The 23,453-nt window shown below is 64.4% G+C and carries 23 protein-coding genes, 1 pseudogene and 1 riboswitch; of the genes and pseudogenes, 14 read left to right on the forward strand and 10 right to left on the reverse strand.

The features are described from left to right. Positions 1-191: 191 nt before the first annotated feature. The 4 genes from QZX93_RS10650 to QZX93_RS10665 all read left to right on the forward strand — a co-directional run bounded on the left by QZX93_RS10650 (position 192) and on the right by QZX93_RS10665 (position 2,512). A complete protein-coding gene (locus QZX93_RS10650) occupies positions 192-791 on the forward strand; it encodes a hypothetical protein (protein ID WP_295389150.1) in 600 nt (199 codons plus the stop codon). 17 nt (positions 792-808) lie between these two features. After that, the gene (locus tag QZX93_RS10655; protein WP_295389151.1) at positions 809-1,027 is read left to right on the forward strand and encodes a hypothetical protein; all 219 of its coding nucleotides are present in this window, start codon (positions 809-811) and stop codon (positions 1,025-1,027) included. A 191-nt stretch (positions 1,028-1,218) separates the two neighbouring features. Further along, the gene (locus tag QZX93_RS10660; protein WP_295389152.1) at positions 1,219-1,713 is read left to right on the forward strand and encodes a hypothetical protein; all 495 of its coding nucleotides are present in this window, start codon (positions 1,219-1,221) and stop codon (positions 1,711-1,713) included. A gap of 295 nt (positions 1,714-2,008) precedes the next feature. Beyond that, the gene (locus QZX93_RS10665) at positions 2,009-2,512 is read left to right on the forward strand and encodes a hypothetical protein (RefSeq protein WP_295389153.1); all 504 of its coding nucleotides are present in this window, start codon (positions 2,009-2,011) and stop codon (positions 2,510-2,512) included. Positions 2,513-2,806: 294 nt separating this feature from the next. Here the strand turns inward: QZX93_RS10665 and ccoS are convergent, their stop codons facing one another. The 9 genes from ccoS to ccoN all read right to left on the reverse strand — a co-directional run bounded on the left by ccoS (position 2,807) and on the right by ccoN (position 11,446). Beyond that, positions 2,807-3,025: a cbb3-type cytochrome oxidase assembly protein CcoS gene (gene ccoS / locus QZX93_RS10670; protein ID WP_295389154.1), complete on the reverse strand. Its 219-nt coding sequence runs from the start codon at positions 3,023-3,025 to the stop codon at positions 2,807-2,809. A gap of 29 nt (positions 3,026-3,054) precedes the next feature. Beyond that, positions 3,055-5,583, reverse strand: a complete 2,529-nt coding sequence (locus tag QZX93_RS10675) for a heavy metal translocating P-type ATPase (RefSeq protein WP_295389155.1) — start codon at positions 5,581-5,583, stop codon at positions 3,055-3,057. Continuing rightward, entirely contained in the window at positions 5,540-6,055 is a 516-nt protein-coding gene (locus tag QZX93_RS10680) for a FixH family protein (protein WP_295389156.1), read from the reverse strand. Before QZX93_RS10680 ends, QZX93_RS10675 begins: the two co-directional genes overlap by 44 nt. Before the next feature lie 23 nt (positions 6,056-6,078). Continuing rightward, positions 6,079-7,509: a cytochrome c oxidase accessory protein CcoG gene (ccoG, locus tag QZX93_RS10685; protein ID WP_295389157.1), complete on the reverse strand. Its 1,431-nt coding sequence runs from the start codon at positions 7,507-7,509 to the stop codon at positions 6,079-6,081. A gap of 348 nt (positions 7,510-7,857) precedes the next feature. Continuing rightward, entirely contained in the window at positions 7,858-8,013 is a 156-nt protein-coding gene (locus tag QZX93_RS10690) for a hypothetical protein (RefSeq protein WP_295389158.1), read from the reverse strand. A 70-nt stretch (positions 8,014-8,083) separates the two neighbouring features. After that, on the reverse strand, positions 8,084-8,998 hold the full coding sequence (gene ccoP, locus QZX93_RS10695; RefSeq protein WP_295389159.1) for a cytochrome-c oxidase, cbb3-type subunit III: 915 nt from the start codon (positions 8,996-8,998) through the stop codon (positions 8,084-8,086). Further along, positions 8,985-9,200 carry a cbb3-type cytochrome c oxidase subunit 3 gene (locus tag QZX93_RS10700; protein WP_295389160.1) on the reverse strand — a complete coding sequence of 72 codons (216 nt, stop codon included), beginning with the start codon at positions 9,198-9,200 and terminating at the stop codon, positions 8,985-8,987. The genes ccoP and QZX93_RS10700 overlap by 14 nt, the downstream gene beginning before the upstream one ends. After that, on the reverse strand, positions 9,193-9,990 hold the full coding sequence (ccoO, locus tag QZX93_RS10705) for a cytochrome-c oxidase, cbb3-type subunit II (RefSeq protein WP_295389161.1): 798 nt from the start codon (positions 9,988-9,990) through the stop codon (positions 9,193-9,195). Before ccoO ends, QZX93_RS10700 begins: the two co-directional genes overlap by 8 nt. 22 nt (positions 9,991-10,012) lie before the next feature. After that, positions 10,013-11,446 carry a cytochrome-c oxidase, cbb3-type subunit I gene (gene ccoN / locus QZX93_RS10710; RefSeq protein ID WP_295389162.1) on the reverse strand — a complete coding sequence of 478 codons (1,434 nt, stop codon included), beginning with the start codon at positions 11,444-11,446 and terminating at the stop codon, positions 10,013-10,015. A gap of 517 nt (positions 11,447-11,963) precedes the next feature. Beyond that, positions 11,964-12,167: riboswitch (cobalamin riboswitch) on the forward strand. Between the two features lie 147 nt (positions 12,168-12,314). Between ccoN and QZX93_RS10715 the strand changes: the two genes are divergently transcribed. The 10 genes from QZX93_RS10715 (at position 12,315) to nikR (ending at position 22,641) form a co-directional block, all read left to right on the forward strand. Beyond that, positions 12,315-12,539, forward strand: coding sequence for an energy-coupling factor ABC transporter permease (locus tag QZX93_RS10715; protein WP_295389163.1), 225 nt, complete (start codon positions 12,315-12,317; stop codon positions 12,537-12,539). Positions 12,540-12,584: 45 nt separating this feature from the next. Continuing rightward, positions 12,585-12,950: an energy-coupling factor ABC transporter substrate-binding protein gene (locus tag QZX93_RS10720; RefSeq protein ID WP_295389164.1), complete on the forward strand. Its 366-nt coding sequence runs from the start codon at positions 12,585-12,587 to the stop codon at positions 12,948-12,950. Positions 12,951-13,213: 263 nt separating this feature from the next. Next, positions 13,214-14,443 (forward strand): HlyD family efflux transporter periplasmic adaptor subunit, encoded by a 1,230-nt coding sequence (locus QZX93_RS10725; protein ID WP_295389166.1) that lies wholly within the window; start codon positions 13,214-13,216, stop codon positions 14,441-14,443. Next, positions 14,440-17,580 carry an efflux RND transporter permease subunit gene (locus QZX93_RS10730; protein WP_295389168.1) on the forward strand — a complete coding sequence of 1,047 codons (3,141 nt, stop codon included), beginning with the start codon at positions 14,440-14,442 and terminating at the stop codon, positions 17,578-17,580. The genes QZX93_RS10725 and QZX93_RS10730 overlap by 4 nt, the downstream gene beginning before the upstream one ends. A 66-nt stretch (positions 17,581-17,646) precedes the next feature. Beyond that, complete coding sequence (locus QZX93_RS10735; RefSeq protein WP_295394596.1) at positions 17,647-17,862, forward strand: hypothetical protein; 216 nt, start codon at positions 17,647-17,649, stop codon at positions 17,860-17,862. Positions 17,863-18,217: 355 nt separating this feature from the next. Continuing rightward, positions 18,218-19,345 (forward strand): carbohydrate porin, encoded by a 1,128-nt coding sequence (locus QZX93_RS10740; RefSeq protein WP_295389173.1) that lies wholly within the window; start codon positions 18,218-18,220, stop codon positions 19,343-19,345. A gap of 82 nt (positions 19,346-19,427) precedes the next feature. Then, the gene (gene cbiM / locus QZX93_RS10745) at positions 19,428-20,525 is read left to right on the forward strand and encodes a cobalt transporter CbiM (RefSeq protein ID WP_295389176.1); all 1,098 of its coding nucleotides are present in this window, start codon (positions 19,428-19,430) and stop codon (positions 20,523-20,525) included. Between the two features lie 21 nt (positions 20,526-20,546). Continuing rightward, the gene (cbiQ, locus tag QZX93_RS10750; RefSeq protein WP_295389178.1) at positions 20,547-21,425 is read left to right on the forward strand and encodes a cobalt ECF transporter T component CbiQ; all 879 of its coding nucleotides are present in this window, start codon (positions 20,547-20,549) and stop codon (positions 21,423-21,425) included. Then, a complete protein-coding gene (locus QZX93_RS10755; RefSeq protein WP_295389179.1) occupies positions 21,425-22,213 on the forward strand; it encodes an ABC transporter ATP-binding protein in 789 nt (262 codons plus the stop codon). Before cbiQ ends, QZX93_RS10755 begins: the two co-directional genes overlap by 1 nt. A gap of 5 nt (positions 22,214-22,218) precedes the next feature. Next, the gene (gene nikR, locus QZX93_RS10760) at positions 22,219-22,641 is read left to right on the forward strand and encodes a nickel-responsive transcriptional regulator NikR (protein ID WP_295389181.1); all 423 of its coding nucleotides are present in this window, start codon (positions 22,219-22,221) and stop codon (positions 22,639-22,641) included. Positions 22,642-22,687: 46 nt separating this feature from the next. Here nikR and QZX93_RS10765 read toward each other — a convergent pair. Further along, a pseudogene (locus tag QZX93_RS10765) lies at positions 22,688-23,453 on the reverse strand (hypothetical protein); the annotation flags it as partial.

Consider the following 23,453-nt stretch of genomic DNA (forward strand, 5'->3'; position numbering starts at 1 on the left):
CGCCAAGGAAGAGTGCGAGACCGACTTACCCGGAACCGGATCGAAGCCTGCGCGATGGGCAGGTTTTCTTGATCATTGTGCTACCTCCCGCCTTGGATGCACATGATCAGTGAGCGGCTTGCCGCATGAACCTGGATTCTGCCGCGCTTTATCCAGGATACAACTGTATTGGAGGATAGCCATGCAACTTAATGACAACACATCTCACCCATCAGCCTTTATTAGCTCGACGTTTCTCGACCTCGAAAAAGAACGGCGCGCAGTTGACCAAACACTTGCGCATGCCGGAGTATACGATAAGCGTAACCGAATGGGAATACAAAAAAGCCTTGAGCTATGGCAAGAGCATACAAGTCTATTTCAAAAAAACTTCGAACCACCCGAACCAGCCGCCGCTCGACCAACATGGGCATATCGTTCCAGAGGGCGAGACCCAAGCCGCTCACTTGAAACGATTCAGGGACACCCTGGAGCGCAGCCATTCACCGAGATATTTTGACTCAACCGAAGAACTTGCGGAACTCGTGAAAGGAAGCTTGATTCAAGTGTACCGAGAAGGTGTTCGCCACCACCTCAGAGATGTGCAAACATTGAAGGAGAAGCTCGCTGCAATGGAAAAGGTTGTGTCGGAACTCAAGGCCACATCAACTTATTTCACTGGGTCACAAACTACCCCACGGGGACTCACAATGGCAAGGCCTTCGACAAGTTTGGAAATTTCTCCGTTCAGATTACCAATTGACGGGCTCCGACCGGTAGCGCCTCCGCCACCTTCCTCGAAAAAGCCTTAAATTAATGATTCCGGCTCATGGCCAAACCGAATCGAAAGCTGACTACCGCCGAGAAGACGGCGAAGAAGCGAAGAAATGAGCAATATATGGTGGTGTTTCTGAACGGAAAACAAAAAAAGGTACGCCGGCCGCTGATCATTGACGGCTTGCCGGAGGAAGAATTTGTTCTCCGCAACGCCGACCCCATCTGGCTGCATCAGAACGGAATGTGGGAGTCTATAGACAGTGGGGCCTGATGCCGGAGACAAGTCAGCCTCCATCGGCATTCTGGCCGCTTGCACTCCCGGCGCAGAGCGCCTGACACATGCGTGACACCGCAAAGCGCTGTCACGAGCCCGGTGGGTTTGGCAATGTCGGGATGAAGGTCGAGACCTTGTCTTAGACACTACACCCATCTTGGTTTAATGAAACAACTGGAGACCTCGTCATGATCTGGACCATCAAGATTACTTTGCTTGGAGGTGCGTACGCAACATCGCAGTGGGTCCGGGTCTTCGAGATGGACGCTGCCACGGACCAGGAGAGCCTACACTATCTGATTCAGCGCACCATCGGTTTCGATGACGATCATCTCTATGACTTTTTTGTCGCCAGAACACCGCGTAGCCGGGGCCTGATAGGGCTCGACGGCGAGGGCGACGCGTTTTGCGAAAAAACGCTGGCCGGGTTGTTTCCGCTGCCGAAAGACAGGAAGCTCTTCTACTACTTCGACTACGGCGATTCTTGGGTCTTTCAGGTAGCGCGAACACGCAAGGCACCCTTCAATCCGCGCCCCGGCACCCACTACCCACACCTGATTGAGAAGATCGGGGAGAACCCCGACCAGTACGGAAAGTGCCAGGAGGATTGTGAAGAGGATGAGGATGAGGATAAGGATGCGGGTGACGGGGAGTCCACAGGCGCACCCGATAGCACGACCTGACGCACCCGCGGCCCCGGCCCAAGCTCGAGCCGGGCTGCGAACGCTTGCGCTGCCGCATCGTCCCGGCCACTCCGGGACCAGGATCACCGCGTCGGCGCCCATCTGAGTGCGGGGCAGGACAGACCGGCTTGGAGCGGGTCGGCCAGGGTCCGGGCAGGCGACCGCCGGAAGACGGAGGTTGAAAAATCGTTGCGGGCGGTTACCTATTCCTGCGGCAGCGGTCGTCTCGACGCAACTGCATCGATGTTGGCGGCTGGGGCCTTCCGTGCTTTCAATCCATAGCGGAGACACGTCGATGTTAGAGCAAGTCATCATTCCGGGGACGCCTTCCTGGTTGCCGACCAGCGGGGCTGGCGTGGTTGGCGGCGGCGTTCTGTGTTCGAATGGCATCGTCAACGGGATCTATCAGGGCAGCCACAAATACGTGCCGTTCGTGCTGAATGGTATCAATTGGGTTGCACCAAATGGCGAGGATGTCATCAGCTACCCGTTTACCGGCTGTATCATGGCCGTTTTCACCTATGGTGGGATCAGGCGGGTCTGTCATGTATCGACCGGCGCGGGTCAGGATTGCAAGGCGCAATGGGAACAAATCAAGTCGCAATCCACGAACGTCTTTGAGTTCAAACCGTCGGACTTCATCGATAGCGGCGGCAGCGCGATGCTAGGTTGTTATGGATTGATCACCGCCGACCTGCAGACGTACGCGATAACGGTCGTGAGCGGGGGTGTCGCGGTCGGCGGACTCTCGCCAAGCCCCAAGATTGCAAGCGTCGTCAGAGCCCGCCTCTTGCGCTGAATGTTTGTTCGCTGACGCATCTTGCCATGATCGACCGCCCCCCCGACCCGGACAACAAACTCGTCGCCTATCTCGGAGCGGATTCACCCTGAGAATCAGGAAACGGTCTCGCGGGTCTGGAATTGCGGCACCGATTTCGTTCAAGGCAATTACATCCAGGTCCCCAGCGAGGAGATCAGCGCATCGGCCCATGACGCGAGCTGACGTCGACACCCCATGCTCGTAACTTATTCCGCCTACTCTTGTGCCCCTGATCAAGCCCCGCAGGGGCGCGACATAGGGTGGAATGGGGTACTAGACCGGGCCGTCATCCGAACGCGCTGCGGGCGTTGGACTTTGCCGTTCCCGTTCGCCTTCGCGGCGCGGTTCGGCCTCGTCCTCATCCATGAGGATACGCCGCCCGTCGCCCTCCAGGTCGTCGAACTGGCCGCTACGGGCGGCCCAGAACAGCACGGCAACCGCGGCCAGGCCGAGGATGATCATGCCTGGAATCAAGCCGTAGATGACTTCCATCTGGAGTCTCCCATGTGGAATCGCTGAGGTCAAAGGCGGCCCTTGAACAGGCCGCGGATACGCGCCGAATTACCGATGACCGCGAGCGAACTCAGCGGCATGGCGATGGCGGCGATGAGTGGGGTGAGTACGGCGGCCATCGCCAGCGGGACCATGATCAAGTTATAGACGATGGAAATACCGATGTTCTGGCGGATGGTGCGCAGCGTGCGCCGGGAGAGTTCCGCGGCCTCCGCCACCCGCTCCAGGTCATTGGACATGAGCACGATGTCGGCACTGGCAATGGAGACATCGGTGCCGCTGCCCATGGCAATGCCGACCGCGGCGCGCACCAGGGCCGGGGCATCGTTGACCCCGTCGCCGACCATAGCAACCCGCCCGCCGCCCCGCTGTAGTTCAGCGATCGCCCGCTCCTTGGCCTCCGGCAGGACGTCGGCGATCACCTCGACATCGCCCAGGGCGGCAGCGACCCGCTCGGCCGCGGCGCGCCGGTCGCCGGTCAGCAGGGTGACGCGGATACCCTCGGCACGCATCCGCCCGACGACCGCGGCCGCACCCGGGCGCAGGCGATCCTCCGTGGCCAGGACCAGGGGCGGCAGTCCGGCGACCGCGCAATGGATCAGACTGCCGTCCGGTTGCCCCGCGGGCTCTGCGGGTGGTACGCCGTTGCGCAGCAGCCAGTCGGCGCTACCGACCATCACCGTGGCACCATCCACCTGGCCGCGGATCCCCAGACCGGGGACCAGCTCGACCGACTCCACCCGGGCGCCCGCGGTCGGAATCCCCAGCCGTTCGCAGAGTGCCAGCACCGCCGCCGCCGCCGGGTGTTCCGAGCGCCGCTCCAGCGCGCCGATCAGGCGCAACTGCGCGCGTGCGTCCGCGCCGAAGACCGGCGATTCGGCCGCCAGCCGCTGCCAGGGTGCGGCGCCGCTGCGCCACGCGGTCACCTCCGGCCGCCCGGTGGTGAGTGTGCCGGTCTTGTCGAAGACGAAATGCTCGATGGATGACAGTTGCTCGAGCACGGCCCCGTTCTTGATGAGGATGCCACGGGAGGCGCCCAGCCCAGCGGCGACTGCCACCGCCATCGGGGTCGCCATGCCGAAGGCGCAGGGACAGGTGACGATCAGTACCGCGGTGCCGGCCAGGATGGCGGTCTGGAGGTCGACCCGAACCCAAACGATGAAGGTCAGTGCCGCGAGCCCCAGGGTGACTGCCACAAACCAGGGGACGATGCGGTCGGCCAGGCGCTGGATCGGGGCGTGGCTCGCCTGGGCGTCCTCCACCAATCGGATGATGCGCCCCAGGGCGGTGTCACGCAGGGTGGCGGTGGCGCGCACGATGAGCACCCCGGCACCGTTGATGGTCCCGGCACAGACGCCCTCCCCCACCTCTTTCAACACGGGCAGGGACTCGCCGGTCAGCATCGACTCATCCAACTCGCTTGCCCCCTCCAACACGGTGCCATCCACCGGCACCCGCTCGCCCGCGCGCACCAGGAGGCGTTCGCCCGGGGCAATGGAGCGGATCGGCACCACCGACTCGGTGTCGTCGCGCAACACGGTGGCGACCTTGGGCTGGAGGTCGAGCAGGCGCGCCGTGGCGGTGACGGCCTCGCGCCTGGACAGGCCCTCAAGGAAACGCCCGAGCAGGATCACGAACAGAAAGTTGACGACGGTATCCCAATAGACCTCGCCCGCGCGGGTGCCGCTCACCGTGACATAGAGCGAATACAGATAGGTGATGGAGGCGCCGATGGCAATCGGCAGGTCCATGCTCAGGTGCCCGGTGCGCAGGCCGTTCCAGGCGGCCTTGTAGAAGGGATAGCCGCAGTAGATCAGGGTCGGTGTGGCCAGCAGACAGCCGGTCCACTGGAAGAGCCCGCGAAACTCGCCCTGGTCCGCCCCGCTGTAGAGTGCAATGGAGATCCACAGCAGGTTCATCATGGCAAACCCGGCCCAGGCCAGGCGGTAGAGCTGGGCGCGCCCGGCCCGGCGCATGGCGCCCTCGGCGGAGTCCGGGTCGAATGGGACGGCGGCATAGCCCAGGTCGCCGAGCCGCCGCAGGATGCCCGAGAGCGCCAGCCGGCCATTGTCCCAGCGTACCCGCAGCCGCCGCCCGGTGAGGTTGACCCGCGCCTCGGCCACCCCCGGCAGGGTCTTGAGCCCGGTTTCGATCAGCCAGACACAGGCGGCGCAGTGGATACCCTCCACCAACAGGTTGATCTCGCGCTCCGCCCCCGTGGTGTCGACGAACTCCTCTTGCACCGCATCCAGGTCATAGAACGACAGGTTTTTCGGTAACTCTGGCGGCGGCCCCAGCGGCTCACCCTCCTGGGTGCGACGGTAGAAGCCGTCCAGACCGGCCGCGTGGATCGCCTCGCACACCGCCCGGCAGCCGGTACAGCAAAAGGCCCTTTGGTCCCCGCGGATGACGGCGCAGACCTCCGCCCCAGGTGGCAGCGGCAGGCCGCAGTGAAAACAGCCAGGCGCGGGCGGGCTCACCTGGGCCTGGCGGTCAGGGACGCGCGACCTGGATGCGTTCGCCGGTGGTGACCTCATCCCCGTCGTGGCGCACGGCGATCAGGGCGTCCCAGGCCCCGAACAGCGGGAAGGTCACCCGCACCGAGTAGCGTCCCGGACCCTCCACCACCATCGGCACCGAGAAGTCCGCCGATTTGTCGGATGGCCGATAGGCGAAGAAGTTCACCCGCTCCGGTGTCACCGGCTGCCCGGTCTTGTCCACCAGGGTGACCAGGATGGTCGCCGACTGCTTGGCCTTGATATCGTCAGGGATATCGATGCGCTGGGTCCAGCCCGGGGCCTTGGCGAGACGGGAGTTCAGGGTCTTCTCATAGCGCTGGCCGCGGTCGTAATAGTCGTCGGCGACCAGCCCCGGGTTGGTGGCGATGGCGAAATAGATGAAGGTCGCGTTGACCACCAGCACCGTCGCCACCAGGCCGACCCAGGCCAATACCCAGGGGTTGCGCCAGGGGGAGTTGAGGGTGTCACCGGTGGTGGCAGATGCTTGCATGGCGATGGATCTCCTGATGAATCCTAGCGTGGTGGGCCGACGAAGACGCTGGTACGCTCGGCGCGGATGACCTGACCATTGGGGCGAACCGTCTCGACACGAAACCGGATCGGCTCCTGCTCCCGCGTGAGGTTCGCCCGCGGGACCTTGATGAAGACCTCGGCCGGGGTGACCCCACCGGGGGCGACGGCGATCGGTGCGTCGGCCCCGATCAGCTTGAGACCCGCGGGCCCGGTGACGTCGATCCGCACCGCGAGCGCCTCGGGCATCTTGTTCAAGAGCTTGAGGGTGTAGCGGTTCTGGACCGACCCGTCGCTCAAGGTCACGAAGAGCGGTGCCCGCTCGTGCAAGACCTTCAGATCCACCGCGTCCAGGGTGGACAGGCCGTAGAAGATACCGCCGAGGGCGGCCATCAGGATGCCGGAGTAGACCCACACCCGCGCGCGTTTGAAGAATGCCCGGGCGGGCTTGCCCTCGAACTCGTCGAGCGAGGCATAACGGACCAGGCCGCGCGGACGTCCAACCTTGTCCATCACCGAGTTACAGGCGTCGATGCACAGCGCACAGGTAATACAACCCTCCTGTTGACCATGACGGATATCGATGCCGGTGGGGCAGACGGCCACGCACTGGTTGCAATCCACACAATCGCCGAGCGACAGCGGCGCGGCGGCCCCCTTTTGCAGCCGGCCGCGCGGCTCCCCGCGCCGCTCGTCATAGGTCGGCACCACGGTGGACTTGTCGAGCATCACACCTTGAATACGGGCATAGGGGCAGAGCCAAAAGCACACCTGTTCGCGCAGAAAGCCCGCCAAGCCGTAGGTACCGACGGTAAAGAGCGCGACCGTGAAATACAGGACGCTGTTCGCCTGCCCGGTAAAGAACTCGCCCCAGAGGTCCGGGGCCACCGTGAACCAGGAGACGAAGCTGAAGCCGGTCGCAAAGCCGATGATGAGCCACAGCAGGTGCTTGGTGGCCTTGATGCGCAGTTTGGCTAAGGTGAGTGGCGCCTGGTCGAGCTTGCGCCGCTGGGGCGGGGACCCCTCCAGCCGCTCCTCGATCCAGGTAAACAGATCGGTCCAGACGGTCTGAAAGCAGAAGAATCCGCACCAGACGCGTCCCACGAGCGCGGTCGCCACCGCCAGCAGGATCGCGAAGAACAACAGCAGCAGCGACAACATCCAGAAGTCCTGGGGCAGGACGGTCACGCCGAACAGGTGGTACTGGCGATTCGGGATATCGAAGAGGACCGCCTGGCGGCCATCCCAGCGCACATAGGGCCCCAGAAAGAAGACCAACCAGACCGAGGCGGTGAGCCACTTGATGGTGCGCCAGCGCCCAGGCAGACGCTTGGCATGGATGGTTTCGCCACCGGTGTTGACGTGCCAGTGGACGGCCTCGTCATAGAGTGCGTCCACCGTTGCCGGTGCCGCACTGGGTTTGCTCGTGTTCACGAACCATCTCCCATTGGGGGGGCCGCGCCGCCTGTTCGGTCGCACGGCCGATCACGGCACGACGGGCAAGCTAGCAGGCTGTCGGACTTAGTGATGCAACCGATTGAATGCAAAGAGTTTCCTCTTTTGCGCCAAAAAGTCGTTTTCCTGTTTAATCAATCGGTTACGCCATCAAGTCCGACAGGCTGCTAGGCTCCAGCCGCCTCGCGCGCCATGCGTTTTGTCAATCACAATTGATTGATTCGACGAGGCTTCAGGCAATAAAAAAGGGGGGATGCCCGCGGCTGGGCAACCCCCTACCCGGCTGGATCATCACCCTTGACAGGCGATCTGTCCACACCGCAGACCCTAGGGCTGCTCGTCCTTGTGTGCCGCCGCGTCTTGTTTGATCAAGGCCGACACCTTAAAGGCCAGGAAGACGACGATGGCGACTGCGATCGCCACCATCAAGATCGACATCCAGGCCACGGGGTCCCAGTTCATCAGGTTGGTCAGTACGTTCAAGGCGCTGTCCTCTCATGGGCGGGGGACACACGGCGCCGCCGCCGTGCGTCTGGACTGTCTGGCGGGCGCGCTACTGCCCACCGCCGAGTTCGTGGACATAGACCACGAGTTTCTTGATCTCCTGCGGACCCAGCTTGGCCTGGTTGCCATGGGTCGCATCCGGCCCGAAGACCGGCATCACGGCGATCCGGGTCTGGGGGACCCCGGGCTGATTCACGCCATAGGTGATGGTGTACTTGGCGCTCTCATAGCCGCCCGGCTCGTAACGCCAGATCCCATCGGTGAGGTTGGCGGCACCGAGGGTGACGAACTCACCATTGGGCAGGTCCACCAGGTGGCCATTGGCCTTCTCACCATGACAGGCGATACAGCCCTTGGTCTTGAACAGCGTCCAGCCCTCCTCGCTCCCGCCCTTGCCGAGTGTATCGTGCATCTGCACCACCCATTTGGCCAGGGTATCGATCTCCGCCGCCGTGAGTACCTTCTCATGCGCGGTCATCTGACCGCCACGCCCGCCGGTGATGGTCTCCTGGATCTTCGCGGGCGTGCCGCCGTAGAGCCAGTCGTCATCGGCCAGCACCGGGAAACCGGGGTTCCCAGCGCCGCCAGTGCCATGACAGGCGCGGCAGTTATCCCCGAACAGCACCTTGGCAGCGGCCAGGGTGTATTGCTTGAGGCCCGGATCGGCAATGATCTCGGCGGGTGTCATCGCGGCGATCTTGTCCTCAAACTTGGCACGCTTGGCGGTCAACACCGCGGCGTCCTCCTGATATTCCTTGATCTGGCTCCAGCCCAGTATGCCGGGGGTCGGCTGCTGACCGATCGGCCACATGGGATAGAGGATCCCATACCCGACCCAAAAGGCCAGCGACGCCCAGAAGGCCAGCATCCACCAGCGGGGCGGCGGGTTTTTCAGCTCCCGCAGGTTGCCGTCCCAGACATGACCGGTGTTATTTTCACCGGGAAAGGGATTATTTTCCGCCATCTTTGTCTCCGTTGAATTCGTTGTCGTCTTCGAACGGGATGTACTTGCGTGCTTCGAGTCGATCCCGGTTCTTGGGACGGAAGACCTGGAAGTACACCACGACCATCAGGACGAAGATGACGACGGTCAGGATAGTCCCAATCCAATCGCTGACCGTCATCGCCGCCCAATCGGTATGGAAGTACTCGGCTAGACTATTCACGATACGCCTTGGCATCATCGAGCCGGGCCATGGTACCCAACACTTGCAAATAGCTGACCAAGGCATCCAATTCCGTCTTGCCGTCAACCAACTGCGGCGCGGCCGCGATATCCGCATCCGTATATGGGGTCCCGATCAGCCGCAGGCCCCGCATATGCCGCTGCATCCGCGAGCCGGTCGGAAGCGACCACAGTGTCTTGCCGAATAGCGTGATTGATGCGTCCGCATCGACGGGGGTCTTCTCCAGCCAGACATAGGCCGGCATCACCGATTCGGGCACCAGATTCTGGGGGCGGCGCAGGTGTTGACGATGCCAATCATCCGAGTATTTTCCACCCACCCGGGCCAAATCCGGACCGGTGCGCTTGGAACCCCATTGCATCGGGTGATCGAAGAGCGACTCGGCGGCCAATGAATAATGACCATAGCGCTCCTTCTCATCGCGGAAGGGACGGATCATCTGCGAGTGACACAGATAGCAGCCCTCACGTTGATAGATGTCTCGGCCAGCCAGCTCCAGTGCGGTATAGGGACGCACCCCGTCGCCCGGCGTCCAGTTCCAGACCTGCTTGCCGTCCGCGTCGACCGTCACGATCGGCTCCTTCCCCGCCTTGGCCCAGACGAGCTCGGGGAATCGATTGTTCTCCATGGTATTCTTCATGATGAACAGCGGCACGATCTCCACCAGACCACCCACCGACAGGGCCAGTGCCAGGAAAAACAGCAGGCCCCAGATGTTCATTTCCATCCATTCCTGGAAGCCCTTCGCTTTGACTTTTTTCTCAGCCATTTCGCTTCATCTCCGGTGGTGATCAGGCCGCGGCCGGCACGTTGCGTGCGGCCGCCAGACTGCCGGCATTGGCAGACTTGCGAACGGTCATCAGCACATTAAACAGCATGACAATGGCGCCGGTGAGGAAAATCGCCCCGCCGACGGCCCGCATCGCATAGTAGGGGTGCATGGCATCCACCGACTCGACGAAGGTATAGGCCAAGGTGCCATATTCGTCATAGGCGCGCCACATCAGGCCCTGCATGATGCCCGAGACCCACATGGCGGTGATATAGACGACGGTGCCGATAGTCGCGGTCCAGAAGTGGAAGTTAACCAGCCGCTCGGAGAACATCTCGGTATGGTAGAGGCGCGTCATCAGGTGATAAATCGCCCCGATGGAAATCCCTGCCACCCAACCCAAAGCGCCGGAATGCACATGGCCGATGGTCCAATCCGTATAGTGCGAAAGGGCATTGACCGTCTTGATCGCCATGACTGGTCCCTCAAAGGTGGACATGGCATAAAAGGCCAGTGCCATGATGAGGAACCGCAGGATGTAATCGGTACGCAGCCGGTCCCAAGCCCCGGACAGGGTCATCATGCCGTTGACCGCACCGCCCCACGAGGGGATGATCATGGCGATCGACACCGCCGCACCCAGCGAACCGGTCCAATCCGGCAGCGCGGTATATTGCAGGTGATGGGCGCCGAGCCAGACATAACCGAACATCAGTGCCCAGAAGTGGATGACTGAGAGTCGATAGGAATAGATCGGCCGGCCGGCCTGTTTAGGCACAAAATAATACATGATGCCGAGGAAGCCGGCGGTGAGATAAAAGCCCACCGCGTTGTGGCCCCACCACCATTGGATCATGGCGTCCTGGACCCCGGAGAACAGCGAATAGGACTTGAACAGCCCCACCGGAATCGCCAGGCTGTTGACCACATGCAGATAGACGATCATCACCATCATGCCGAGGAAGAACCAGTTCGACACATAGATGTGCGAGGACTTACGGGTGGCGATGGTCATGATGAAATTGAAGGTGAAGGCGACCCAGACGACCGCGATCAGGATATCGACCGGCCACTCCAGTTCAGCATATTCCTTGGATTCGGTGAGCCCCAGCGGCAGCGTAATCACCGCGAGCAGGATGACTGCGTTCCACCCCCAGAAGACGAACCAAGCGATCTTGTCGCTCCACAGGCGCACGCCGCAGGTGCGCTGCACGGTATAGAAGGCGGTGGCCATCAGGGTGCAGCCGCCAAAGGCAAAGATCACGGCATTGGTGTGCAAGGGTCGCAATCGCCCAAACGAGATGTAGGGGCTATCGAAGTTGAGAAACGGCCAGGCCAGCTCCGAGGCGATATAGACGCCAATGGACGCCCCCACCACCAGGTAGACGACCGCCATGATGGTGAACCAGCGTACAACATCGAGATTGTACTTCTGCTCCAATCCGGATTCCATAAGCCCTCCCGGGAGTTAAATGAGACAGGACACGGGGGCGCTCCGGCCAACATTGCCTCACCTCGATCCTTAAGGCAGGCCGCGCCTCGAGCCGACGTACCGGAGGCCATCAACCAAGCCTCGAAGGTCGCTCCAGGCCGCAAAAAACCCAATCTTAACAGCGTTCTCCAGGATCGACTGGCGAAATGAGGCAGCGATAGCCACGCTTAGTCAGGTCAGTTCTGAGAAACTGCGTTAATCCTTTCTATTTGTTCTCAAACGGTCGCAACCTTGCGGCGTGTCGCCCGACGCACTTGATCTGCATGGCCGGGAAAGTTTGAGCCATTCGTGCAAGGGGGAGCGCTCCCGGAACCTTGGCGCATGACTATCGTCAATGACACTGGAACGGCACTTGAAAGTCAAGAGACAGGGCAAGGTACCCGCCGCCAACATATGGTAAGGCGCGGCGGCAGAGGGTCCACTTCTGGCCAGCAGGGCCGCTGCGCAGGTACACTTGACACACCCCGGTAAGAGACCATATCGTAAAAAAGTCATCGGTTCCCCTGCGGCCAAACGCCGGCTGGGGATGAAAAGGGAACATGGTTCAAGACCATGGCTGCCCCCGCAACTGTACGCAGCGAGTCGCACCCGAAATCACCACTGGCCACCGAACGGGGCTGGGAAGGTGGGTGTCGATGCCGACCTGCAAGCCAGGAAACCTGCCGATGTCCTGTGTCGATCAGTCAATCCGGGCGGGGTGTTCCGGTGGCGAGATTCAAGTTTTCCGCTTGCCTGGAGCGCCCAGGGCCGGCTTGTCGCTGGTCTGCCTGGGTGTTTCGGGGTCTCTCCCCAGAACGATCCGCCCCTTCACCCTGGGGAGATCGTTGTTATGCATATCATGGAGGGGTTCCTACCCCCGCTCCACGCCGCCGCTTGGGGCCTTGCGTCCCTGCCCTTTCTGGTGATGGGCGCGCGCCGGATCGCCCGGATCACCCGGGAGCAGCCGCGGACCAAGCTGCTCCTGGCAAGTGCCGGCGCCTTCACCCAGGTCCCTTTGGCCATCATTGAGGGGCTGCTCACCGTGGTGGTGGTCAACCTGCTGATCCAAATATAGCCGCGACGACCTCGACGACCTGGCCTTCGCCCCGGGGGTGGTGCGATGAGCCGCGTCAACTTGTGGTTATTGGCGGCGGTCCTGGCCATCGCGGTCTTGCCCCTGGTCCTGCCGGTGCCCCAGGGTATCGCGGAGCCCTTCACCGGGGCCGATGATCAGGCCGCAGCGGCGATCAGCGCGTCCAGGCCGGATTACCGCCCCTGGTTCGCCCCCCTGTGGGAGCCGCCGAGCGGTGAGATCGAGAGCCTGCTATTCGCCCTGCAAGCGGCCCTGGGCGCTGGCCTGCTCGGCTATTACCTCGGGCAGCGGCGCGGCCAGTCGCAGCGGCGCAGCGCGGGAGCAGAGGCGCCCCAGCTCGACCCGCAAGCACAATTGCCAGGCGCGCAGGAAGTCCAGGTTCGTCCCAGGTAGGGCGCGATCCCCGTGGCCGCGATCCGATACCCGGCGTCCGCCAGTTCATTGCTGGTCGGCGTCACCTTGAGGGTGCCGGGCACCCAGAGGTCCACGCTGATTGCCCTGGGCATCCGGCCGACCAGGGGGGCCGCCGGACGAGGCTGTTGAGTGGTTCAACGGATGCGACCGACCGGCCATGGATTGCGCTGGATGCCGCGCACCCCACGTTAGGGTCACGGGTTATTTCATCCGCTGTCCAGACTCAGGCCCGAAGACTGCCTATGCTGCCGAAACTCCTACCTCTCGCGATCATGGCCCTCGGAGTCGGCGGCTTCCTGGTCCTGAAGGCCACCGGTCCGCGGCCGACACCGGCGGTGCCGCAAGAGCGCGTCTGGCGGATCGATACGATGACCGTGAGCCCGGGGCTACACAGTCCGGAACTGCGCCTGTTTGGGCGGGTGGAGGCGCCGGACCGGATCCGTGCGGCGGCCCCGGTGGCGGGGCGACTGCTGGAGGTCAAGGTGCGCGACGGTGAGCTCGCGGCACCGGGTGCGCTGCTGGCCCGGCTGGACCCGGCCGACCTGGAGCCGCGGCTCGCCCAAGCGCGGGCAGATCTGACGCGGGAACGGCTCAAGCTCACGCACGACACGCAAGCGATCGAGCAGGAGCGGGCCCTGCTGGCGCTCGCGCGGGCGGCCCTGGGGCGGGCGGACAAGGTCCAGTCCCAAAAACTGGGCACGGCCTCCGAGGTCGACCAGGCGCGCGAGCAGCTCGCGCGGGCGCAGCTTGCGGTCACCCTGCGCGAGCAGGCGATTGCCGAGCACCCGGCGCGGCTGGCAGCGCTCGAGGCGAAGCTTAAGGAGGCCGAGCGCGACGCCGACCGCGCCGAGATCCGCGCGCCCTTCGCGGCGCGCATCGGCCGGGTCGAGGCCGGCGCGGGCGATCAGCTGCAGGCCAATCAGACGATCCTCACCCTCTTTCCGGTCGACGGGCTCTACCTGCGGGCCAAGGTCCCCGGCGACCGGGGCGAGGAGCTGCGCGCGGCGCTGGCGACCGGCCACCGCCTGAGCGCCCAGGTCAACCACGCGGGCCGGACCTTCACGGCGACCCTGGAGCGGCTGGCGGGCGAGGCCGACGCCCGCGGGGTGGACGCACTGCTCAAGGTGGATGGCGATGCCAACCTGCCGGTGGGGGCCTTCGTCGACCTGGTGCTCCAGCGCCCCGCCATGCCGGACACCATCGCCCTGCCCTTTGCCGCGCTGAACGGCGGGGAGCGGGTCTTTGTGCTGAACGCGGGCCGGCTCAAGGGGATCGCGATCGAGCGGGTCGGCGAGCTCACGCAGGACGGGGTGAGCGAGGTGCTGGTGCGGGCGCCCGGGCTCACGGCCGGGACCCGCGTGATGGTCACCCATCTGCCGAATGCGGTGGACGGGCTCAAGGTGCAGGAGGTCTCGGCGCGCACGACGGCCGCCGCCCAAGACGCTGGCGCCCGCCCGGAGCGGGCCAGATGAAACGTGGGCTGATTACCGTCTTCGCCCGCCACAAGCTGCTCGCCAACGTGTTGACGGTCTTGGTGTTCGGCCTCGGCACGGTGGCGCTCTCCCGGATGAACATCCAGTTCTTCCCGAGCTTTGCCTTGGACATCATCGCGGTGCAGGTGGTGTGGAGCGGGGCCTCGGCGGAAGACGTGGAGAACGGCATCGTCATCCCGTTCGAGGAACGCCTGAAGACGGTCGATGGCCTCAAGCGCATGACCTCAACCTCCTCCCAGGGCATCGCCAGCGTGTCGCTGGAATTGAACGAGGGGACCGATGCCCTGCTGGCCCTGGACCAGGTGCGCCAGCGCGTGGATGAATTCCGCAACCTGCCCAAGGACGCGGAGACGCCGCAGGTCAGCCGGATCTCAAGATATGAATCGGTGGCGCGCGTCCTGGTCTCCGGGCCGAGCCTGCACGACGTACGCCCCTGGGTGCGCCAGTTCGAGCGCGAACTCCTGGCGCGCGGCATCGACCGGGTGGATATCGCCGGGCTGCCGCAGGAGCGCATCGCCATCGAGGTCCCCGGTCGGACCCTGGAAACCCTTGGGCTGTCGCTGGATGGGATCGGCCAGCAAGTCGGCCGGCTGGCGCAGGACCTGCCCTCCGGGGTCGCCGGCGAGGCGGACGGGGCGCGCGAGCTGCGCGGCCTGGAGCAGCGCCGCGACCCGGTCGCCTTCGAGAACCTGAGCATCGTCAGCGACGAGCGCGGCCTGGTGCGCCTGGGGGACGTGGCGACCATCGTGCGGGAGTCACGCCCGGCGGCCTTAACCATGACCGAGGTGGAGACGGGGACGGCGCGCTCGCACGGCGCGGTCACCGTCGAGATGCTGATCCAGCGCGCCGAGACCGGTCACTCGCTGCGCGCCGCCCGGGTCTTCGAGCAATGGCTCGCCGACACCCGCCCGACCTTGCCGCCGTCGATCCAACTGACCGTTTTCGACCAGGCCTGGCAACTCATCCGGGACCGCATCGACCTCCTGGTGAGCAACGGGCTCCAGGGCTTCGTCCTAGTCCTGGTCCTGCTCTATATCTTCCTGCCCGGGCGGGTCGCCCTGTGGGTGGCGATGGGCATCCCGACCGCCTATCTGCTGGCCTTGGCACTGCTGTGGGCCTTCGGCGGTACCATCAACATGATGAGTCTGTTCGCGCTCCTGCTCACCCTGGGGGTGATCGACGACGACGCCATCGTGATCGGCGAATACGCGGAGTCGCGCTTCCGCATGGGTATGGCGCCGGCGGAGGCGGCCATCGCGGGCGCCAAGCGGATGTTTTGGCCGGTGGTCGGTTCCGCCCTGACCACCGTCGCTGCCTTCCTGCCGCTGATGCTGGTCGGGGGGATCATGGGCAACATCCTGTGGGACATCCCGTTCGTGGCCATCATGGTGCTGATGGCGTCGCTCATGGAGGTGTTTCTGATCATGCCGGCGCACCTGCGCTCGGCCTTCAGCCACCAGGTGCGGCAGGTCACGCCGCGGTGGCGCCAGCGCGTCGATGCCGGATTCGACCGCTTCCGCGACCGCTGGTACCGGCCGGCGGTCGTTGCCTCGCTGCGCTGGCGCGCGGTGACGGTGAGCGCGGTGGCGGTGCTGATGCTGCTGTCGGTGGGACTGCTGGCGGGCGGGCGCATCGCCTTCGTCTTCTTCCCCACGCCGGAGGCGCAGATCGTCTTTGCCAATGCCACCTTCGTCGCCGGCACCCCGCGCGCGCAGACGGCGGCCTTTCTGGACGAGCTGCAGGAGGGACTGGGCGCGGCCGAGCGGGACCTGGGCGGCGGTTTGGTGGAGGCGGCGGTCGCCCGCCTGGGGTCCACGGTGGCGGTGAACGTAGGTGCCGCCGCCAGCGGGGATCAACTCGCCTCGGTCCTAGTCCAGCTCGTCCCTTCTGAAAACCGCAGCGTGCGCAACGAGGCCTTCCTGGCCAAGTGGCGGGAGCGGGTCAGCTTGCCGGCGGGCATTGAGAGCCTGGTGATCTCCTCGCGCCGCTCCGGTCCGCCGGGGCGGGACCTGACGGTGCGGCTCACCGGTGACGACGCCCACCGGCTCAAGTCTGCGGCGCTGGACCTGGCCCAAGGGCTGGAGTCCGTCCAGGGCGTGTCGGATATGGTGGATGACATGCCCTTCGGCCGCGAGCAGTTGATCTACCGCGTCTCACCCGCCGGGCAGGCCCTGGGCGTGACCACCGAACTGCTGGGCCGACAGTTGCGCGCCGCCTTCGACGGCTATCTCGCGCAATTGGTGCAGGTGGGCCAGGACGAGTTGGAGGTGCGGGTGCTCCTGCCGCGCGCCGAGCGCACCCGTCTCGACGCCTTAGAGCAATTGAACATCCGAGTGCCGAGCGGTGAGTTCGTCCCACTCGACACGGTGGCGGACTGGGAGAGTCGGCGCGGCTTCGAGGCCCTGCGCCACGCCGATGGGCGCCTGGCGGTCGAGGTCTCGGCGGACATCAATCGGGCGCTGAACACGCCTGACAATGTCGCCAAGGCCCTCCGGGCGGGCCTGTTGCCGGACCTGGTGGCACGCTACGGGATCGGTTTCAGCTTCGAGGGTCGCGCCGCCGATCAGCGCGAGACCTTGGGCGACATGCAGCTCGGACTCTATATCGGCCTGGGGCTCATCTACATCGTCCTGGCCGCCGTCTTCTCCTCCTGGGGCTGGCCGCTGGTGGTCATGACCGCCATCCCGTTGGGGCTGATCGGCGCCGTCGTCGGGCATTGGATCATGGGGATCGACCTGACGCTGTTGTCCTTGTTCGGCCTGTTCGGGCTGTCCGGGATCGTGGTCAACAACGCCATCATCCTGGTCAGCATGTACCAGGAGTTGCGCCTGACCGGGATGGCGGTCGACCCGGCCCTGGAGGCGGCCGCCTGCTCACGCCTACGCGCCATGCTGCTCACCTCCGCCACCACCGTGGCGGGCCTGGGGCCACTCATCTTCGCCACCAGCCTCCAGGCCCAGTTCCTCATCCCCATGGCGGTGTCACTCGCCTTCGGCATCACCTTCGCCACGGTGCTGGTGCTGGTCTTCACCCCGGCCCTACTGTCGCTGCATGAGTCGGCCCATGAACGGATCAGCGGTTGGTTCGCGTCGGCCACGCAGACGGCAGAGACCTGAGCGCATCCTTCAGCACGCCGGGCGGCTCCACCAACGATAGATTCGGGTCGGCATATGAAACCTCCGTTGGGACATAAAGGAGTCGACGGACTAGTCGGCAGTGCCGGTATCGCCGGCCAGATACGCCTGGTCCAGTGCCGGCAATGGCCGGTGTTCGAAGGCCGCCTCGAAGGCGGCGAGACGCCGGACGCCCTGGCGCCGGCCGGGGAAACCGGCGACAGCTACCTCGGCATGTTCCGCCACAACGTGCCTGCACTCGCGGCGGCGATGGCGAACAACTGATCATGACCTGACGCCCCCGGCGACCCGCGATGGCCTTGATCTTCACTCCGACCATCCGCGGTCTGCGCAGCGGACCCTAAGGGTTGGCTCGGCGCTCGTAGGTCCGCTGTGCGGACCGAGCGCCGCGGTGGCCGCGACAGGTTCAAGGCCACGCCCCCTGCCCGGCTGCGCGCCCACCCCCCCCTTGCGGCAACCGCGAGGGGTACGACAAAATTAATTATCGTGTTATCTTCACTGTCGGCGCTTCGGCTCGTCCCCGCGAGGGCAGCCCAGGTCGGCAACTCCTCAGGCACCGGACGACGAATCCAAGCACATGTACCACTGCAAATCAGCCCGCCGACACTCAGCATCCTGCATGGCCCTTACGCTCGCCTTGGCCGCGACCGGCAGCGCTGTGGCCTATGATGTCAACGACCGACTGGCCATCAACGGTTTGCTCGCAGGTGCCGGTCAGTGCCAGGAGATCACCGGCGGCACACCCCTGCCGACACTGTGCCGCGGCGCCCTCGCCTTCCAACCCGAGGTCTCCTACACCCCAACCAAACAGGACCAGCTGTTCGCCAAGCTCGACTTTGCCGGTTGGAACGGACTGAACCCGGTATCCCCCTTTGTGCTCCTGCCTTGGGCCGCCACCCTGGAGGCGGACGTCCATCGCATCAACGGGAGCAACCGCAATTATCTGCTGGAGGCATGGTACGCCCATACCTTCGCGTTTGCCGCGGACAATAGCGTCCAGCTCACTGGCGGCATTATCGATCCAACCCGTTATGTCGATGGGAACGCCTTCGCCAACGACGAATACACCCAGTTCATGAACGAAGTGTTCATCAATCCTCACAACGGATTCATCCCCGCCTATGACTGGGGTGGTGCTGCGGTGTGGAAGCTAGGTCATTGGACCTTCAACGGCGTGGGCATTAACGTCACCAAGAACAGCGACGGCTATAACTACAACTGGTTTGCCGGGGAGGTCGGCTACACGCTCACGACCGGGCTGGGCGAGGGCAATTATCGGTTGATGTATGCCGGCACCTCGCGCGCCTTCCTGAGCCCGGCCCCAGCGACCGACCCGAATGCGGACCCGAGTACGTCCATGAACCCGCCGGCGCCCAGCAAGCAGCGCCGCTCCGCCTTGATGCTGTCGTGCGACCAGGAATTGGGCAAGGTCTTCGGCGTCTTTCTGCGGGTCAGCAGCCAGACACAAGACGCCTTGGTCGACTACGGATGGGAGTATGCGGGCGGCTTCAATGTCAAAGGGAGCGCCTGGGGCCGGGAGGACGACAACATTGGCCTTGGCGTTGCCTATCTGCAAGGTGGCAACGGCGACCTGGCCGGCACCAAGGTCTTTGAAACCTATTATCGCCTCGCCATCAACGCGCACATCGGCCTGAGCGCGGACGTCCAATACATGCAGGATCGGTATCGTGTGGGCGCCAGCACGGACGGCTGGATCTTCGGCCTGCGGGCGGTGGCGGGATTTTGACGCCCAGTGACCTGCGCCGCGGCCGTCCAGCAGGTTGCCGCGACCACCCAATAACCCGTTTCGCGATGAGGAGGACCCAACGATGCACATTCCCGATGGCTACCTGAGCCCCCTGACCTGTGCCGCCGCCTACGCGGTGGCCGCGCCGTTCTGGTTCGTCGCGTTGCGCAAGGTCAAGGACCAGATGCAGACGCGCCTCGTGCCCACGGTGGCGTTGGTGTCGGCGTTCTCGTTTGTGATCATGATGTTCAATCTGCCGTTGCCCGGCGGCACCACGGGGCACGCGGTGGGACTCGCCGTCGCGCCGATCCTGCTGGGTCCCTGGGCGGCGACGCTCGCCATCTCGATTGCCTTGTTCATCCAGGCGCTCTTCTTCGGCGACGGCGGCATCACCACCTTCGGGGCGAACTGCGTCAACATGGCGATCGTCGGTCCCTGGGTCGCCTACTGGCTTTACCGTTTGATCTCCGGCGAGACACCGCTGACCTCGCCCCGGCGCATCGTGGCGGCGGCGACGGCCGGCTACGTTGCGATCAACGTCGCGGCACTGCTGGCCGCGGTGCAATTCGGCATCCAGCCGATCTTCTTTCATGACGCCGCGGGCGCGCCACTCTACGCACCCTATGCATTGGCAATCGCCATTCCAGCAATGATGATCGGACACCTCTCCCTTGCGGGTCTCGCGGAGGCGGTGATTTCCGGTGGCGTCGTGGCCTATGTGCAGAAGACCGACCCGCGTCTGCTGTCCCGGTCGGCGCCGGGCCTCGCCGCGTCCGGCGGCGGGGAGGCGGCGGCGCCCCCGGCCGGTTGGCGGCCCACCCGGGCACTGTGGGCCGGGCTGGCGGCACTGTTGATTGCGAGTCCCTTGGGTTTACTCGCCGCGGGTATGGCCTGGGGCGAATGGGGTGTGGATGACTTCAAGGACACGGCCGTACGCGAGTCGATCGCTCAGGCGTCGGGGAACGTGCTGCCACCGGCGACCGTCCCGCAGGGAATGGAGCGGCTGTCCGCGTTCTGGACGGCCCCCCTGCCGGACTATGCACCGGCGTTCATGCACAACGAATACTTCGGCTATATCCTCTCCGCCATGGTCGGTGCGGGTCTCGTCGTGGTGGCCGTCCTGCTGCTAGCCACGCTACTGGGTGGCGGTCGGATGCCGCGGGCGACAGCTAACCCGTGACGCCAGGCGCCGCCTGAGGCCGTGGGGGAGCAATCGTATCGGCCCAGTGGTCATCGCCATGGACGGGGTGACTTTCTGGAGCGGCTGCTGCGCGGTCTGCTGGACGCGATGGATCATGCGGCCGATGCCGAGCGACTCGCCGCGCGTCCCGGCATGCTCCAGCGCCTGGACCCGCGGATCAAGACCCTCGGGCTGCTGTTGCTCGTCGTGACGGCGGTCTTCGTGAAATCGCTGGTCGCCTTGGCCGGGCTGTTCGCCTTCGCGACCGCCCTGGCCTTGGCCTCGCGGATTACGTTGCGGCGCCTCGCAACTCAGGTCTGGACCGGTGTACTCTTATTCACGGGGGTGCTGGCGGTTCCAGCCATTGTCCTGGTCCCCGGCGATGTCTTGGTCGCGGTGCCGTTCGTGGGTTGGGGCATCACCCGGCAGGGGCTGCGGGGCGCGGCCTTCCTGATCGGACGCGCCGAGACAGCGGCCACCTTTGCCTTGCTGTCGATTCTGACCACGCCCTGGCCGCAGGTGCTCAAGGCGCTGCGCAGTCTGGGCGTGCCGCTGGTGCTGGTTGCCATACTGGGCATGACCCATCGCTATATTTTTGTGCTGCTCGAGACCGGCGTGCAACTCTTCGAGGCGAAGCGTAGTCGCATCATGGGTCCGCTGCCCGGGCCGGAGCGGCGTCGGATGGCGATGGCCAGTGTCGTGGTCTTGCTCGAAAAGTCGCTACACCTCGCCACCGAGGTCCATCTGGCGATGATCGCGCGCGGCTATCGCGGCGAGGTTTACCTGCTCGACGATTTCCGAACCCGCGTCTGGGATTGGCTGGCCTTGGCGGGCTTTCTGGCCGTAGCGGCCATCGCCATCGGCTGGCAATGGCTGGCCTTAAGCGGTGCGCCCCGCTAATGCAAACCGCTGCACCGCAACTGAGCACCGGATCGGTGTTCGAGTTGGTCGACGTGCATTATGCCTATCAGGACATCCCTGCCCTGAATGGCGTGAGTCTGTGCATTCCGGCTGGACAGTGCATCGCACTGTTGGGCGCCAACGGCTCCGGCAAGTCGACCCTGTTGCGTCTGCTCGCGGCACTGTGCTTTCCCGATCGGGGGCAGTTGGCCGCCTTCGGCACGCCGCTGTCCGAAGAGCGGATGCAGCAGGAGGCGCTCGCCTATGACTTCCGAAGGCGGGTTGGGCTAGTGTTCCAGAATCCCGACGTTCAACTGTTTAATCCGACCGTCTTCGACGAACTGGCCTTCGGGCCGCTCCAGCTCGGTTGGGAAAAAGCGGACATCCTGCGGTGCGTGGACGCGATGCTCGCGCAGTTCGCGATTGCGGGCCTCAAGCACCGCTCGCCCCACCGTTTGTCGGGTGGCGAGAAGAAGCGGGTCGCGCTGGCCTCCGTGCTCATTACGCGGCCCGATGTGTTGCTGTTGGACGAACCCACCGCCGCGCTGGACCCGCGCAGTCAGCGCGAGGTCGTCCGTTTCCTCGCCGGTTGTCGGGGCAGCGGCCGCACCGTCGTCACGGCGACCCACCATCTCGACATCGTGGCCGAGATCGCCGACTATTGCTTCGTGCTCCAAGCCGGACGCCTGGTGGCGCAAGGCGTGCCGGTGGACATCCTCGGCAATGCGGCCTTGCTGCGGGCCACCCAGTTACTGGATGCGCACAACGACTCCACCCCGCACCCGTGAGACCTATGTCCAGCGTCGACGAAACCATCCGCTTCAGTGTTTCCCTGCCACGACCGCTCCTGGACGAGCTGGATCGGCGCGTCGTCGGCAAGGGGTATGCCTCCCGCTCCGAGCTGGTACGCGACCTGATCCGTGAACGGCTGGTGGAAAACACCTGGGAGCGGGGCGATGAGGAGGTTGCCGGGGTACTCACGATCGTCTATGACCACCATCAGCGAGAGCTGACACAACAGATCGTGGATATCCAGCACCAGGAGTATGTCCGCGTGGTGGCGACGACCCATGTCCATATTGACCATCACAACTGCCTGGAGACGATCATTTTGCGCGGCCTGCCGGCGCAGATCGAGCGGCTGAGCCTGGAGATCGGCGGGCTCAGGGGCGTGCGATTCTCTGAACTGACCCGCGTCGCCAGGCTAGACCACTGAACTTCCTCACTACGCTTATGGACGGTGCGAGGACCTTCGCCAAGACTTAAGCCAAGTCGAAGCGGTCGGCGTTCATCACCTTGGTCCACGCCGCAACGAAGTCCTGAACGAACTTCTCCTTGTTATCATCCTGCGCATAGACCTCGGCATAGGCGCGAATCAGGCCGCTGGCTGCGATCTTCGCCTTGACCGCCCCGACGTCATAGTCCCTGCGGCCCGCGGGCACTGGATCCTGCCAGATCAGGTCTTCCGGCGGGACGTCCGGGCCGATGTAACAGGACTTTGGCCCCATGTCGCGGTGGGTCAGCTTGAACCAGGCACGCGCGAACACCGCCGAGAGGTAGGCCGGATCCCGGTGGAAGCGCTCCGCGATCTTCCGGTAATCCGGGTCCATCCGCATGGCCATGTCGGCATCGGTCATGATCGGGTTGTAGCGGATCGAGGGGTCCTCGACGTCCACTGGCTTCTCCGCTTCCTCGATGCTCACGGGCTCCCACTGCCAGGCACCGGCCGGGCTCTTCCTCAGCTCCCATTCATGGTTGAGCAGCATGTCGAAGTAGCCGTTGTCCCACTGGGTGGGGTGGGTGGTCCAGGCGCCTTCGATACCGCTGGTCACGCTATCGCGGCCGACACCACGTTTGGTCTTGTTGATCCAGCCCAGTCCCTGGTCGTCAGCAATTCCCGCTCCCCCGCATCGTGGTCGGCCAAGGCGAGTACGCGGCGGCAGCGCGAAAAGGTAGGCACAGCAGCCCCTCGCCGACGCGCGGCGATGCTGAAACGGTTGGTTGACGATCCCCCTCAAGAACGGCGCT

Source organism: uncultured Thiodictyon sp. (genome assembly GCF_903946935.1).
Taxonomy (GTDB): domain Bacteria; phylum Pseudomonadota; class Gammaproteobacteria; order Chromatiales; family Chromatiaceae; genus Thiodictyon.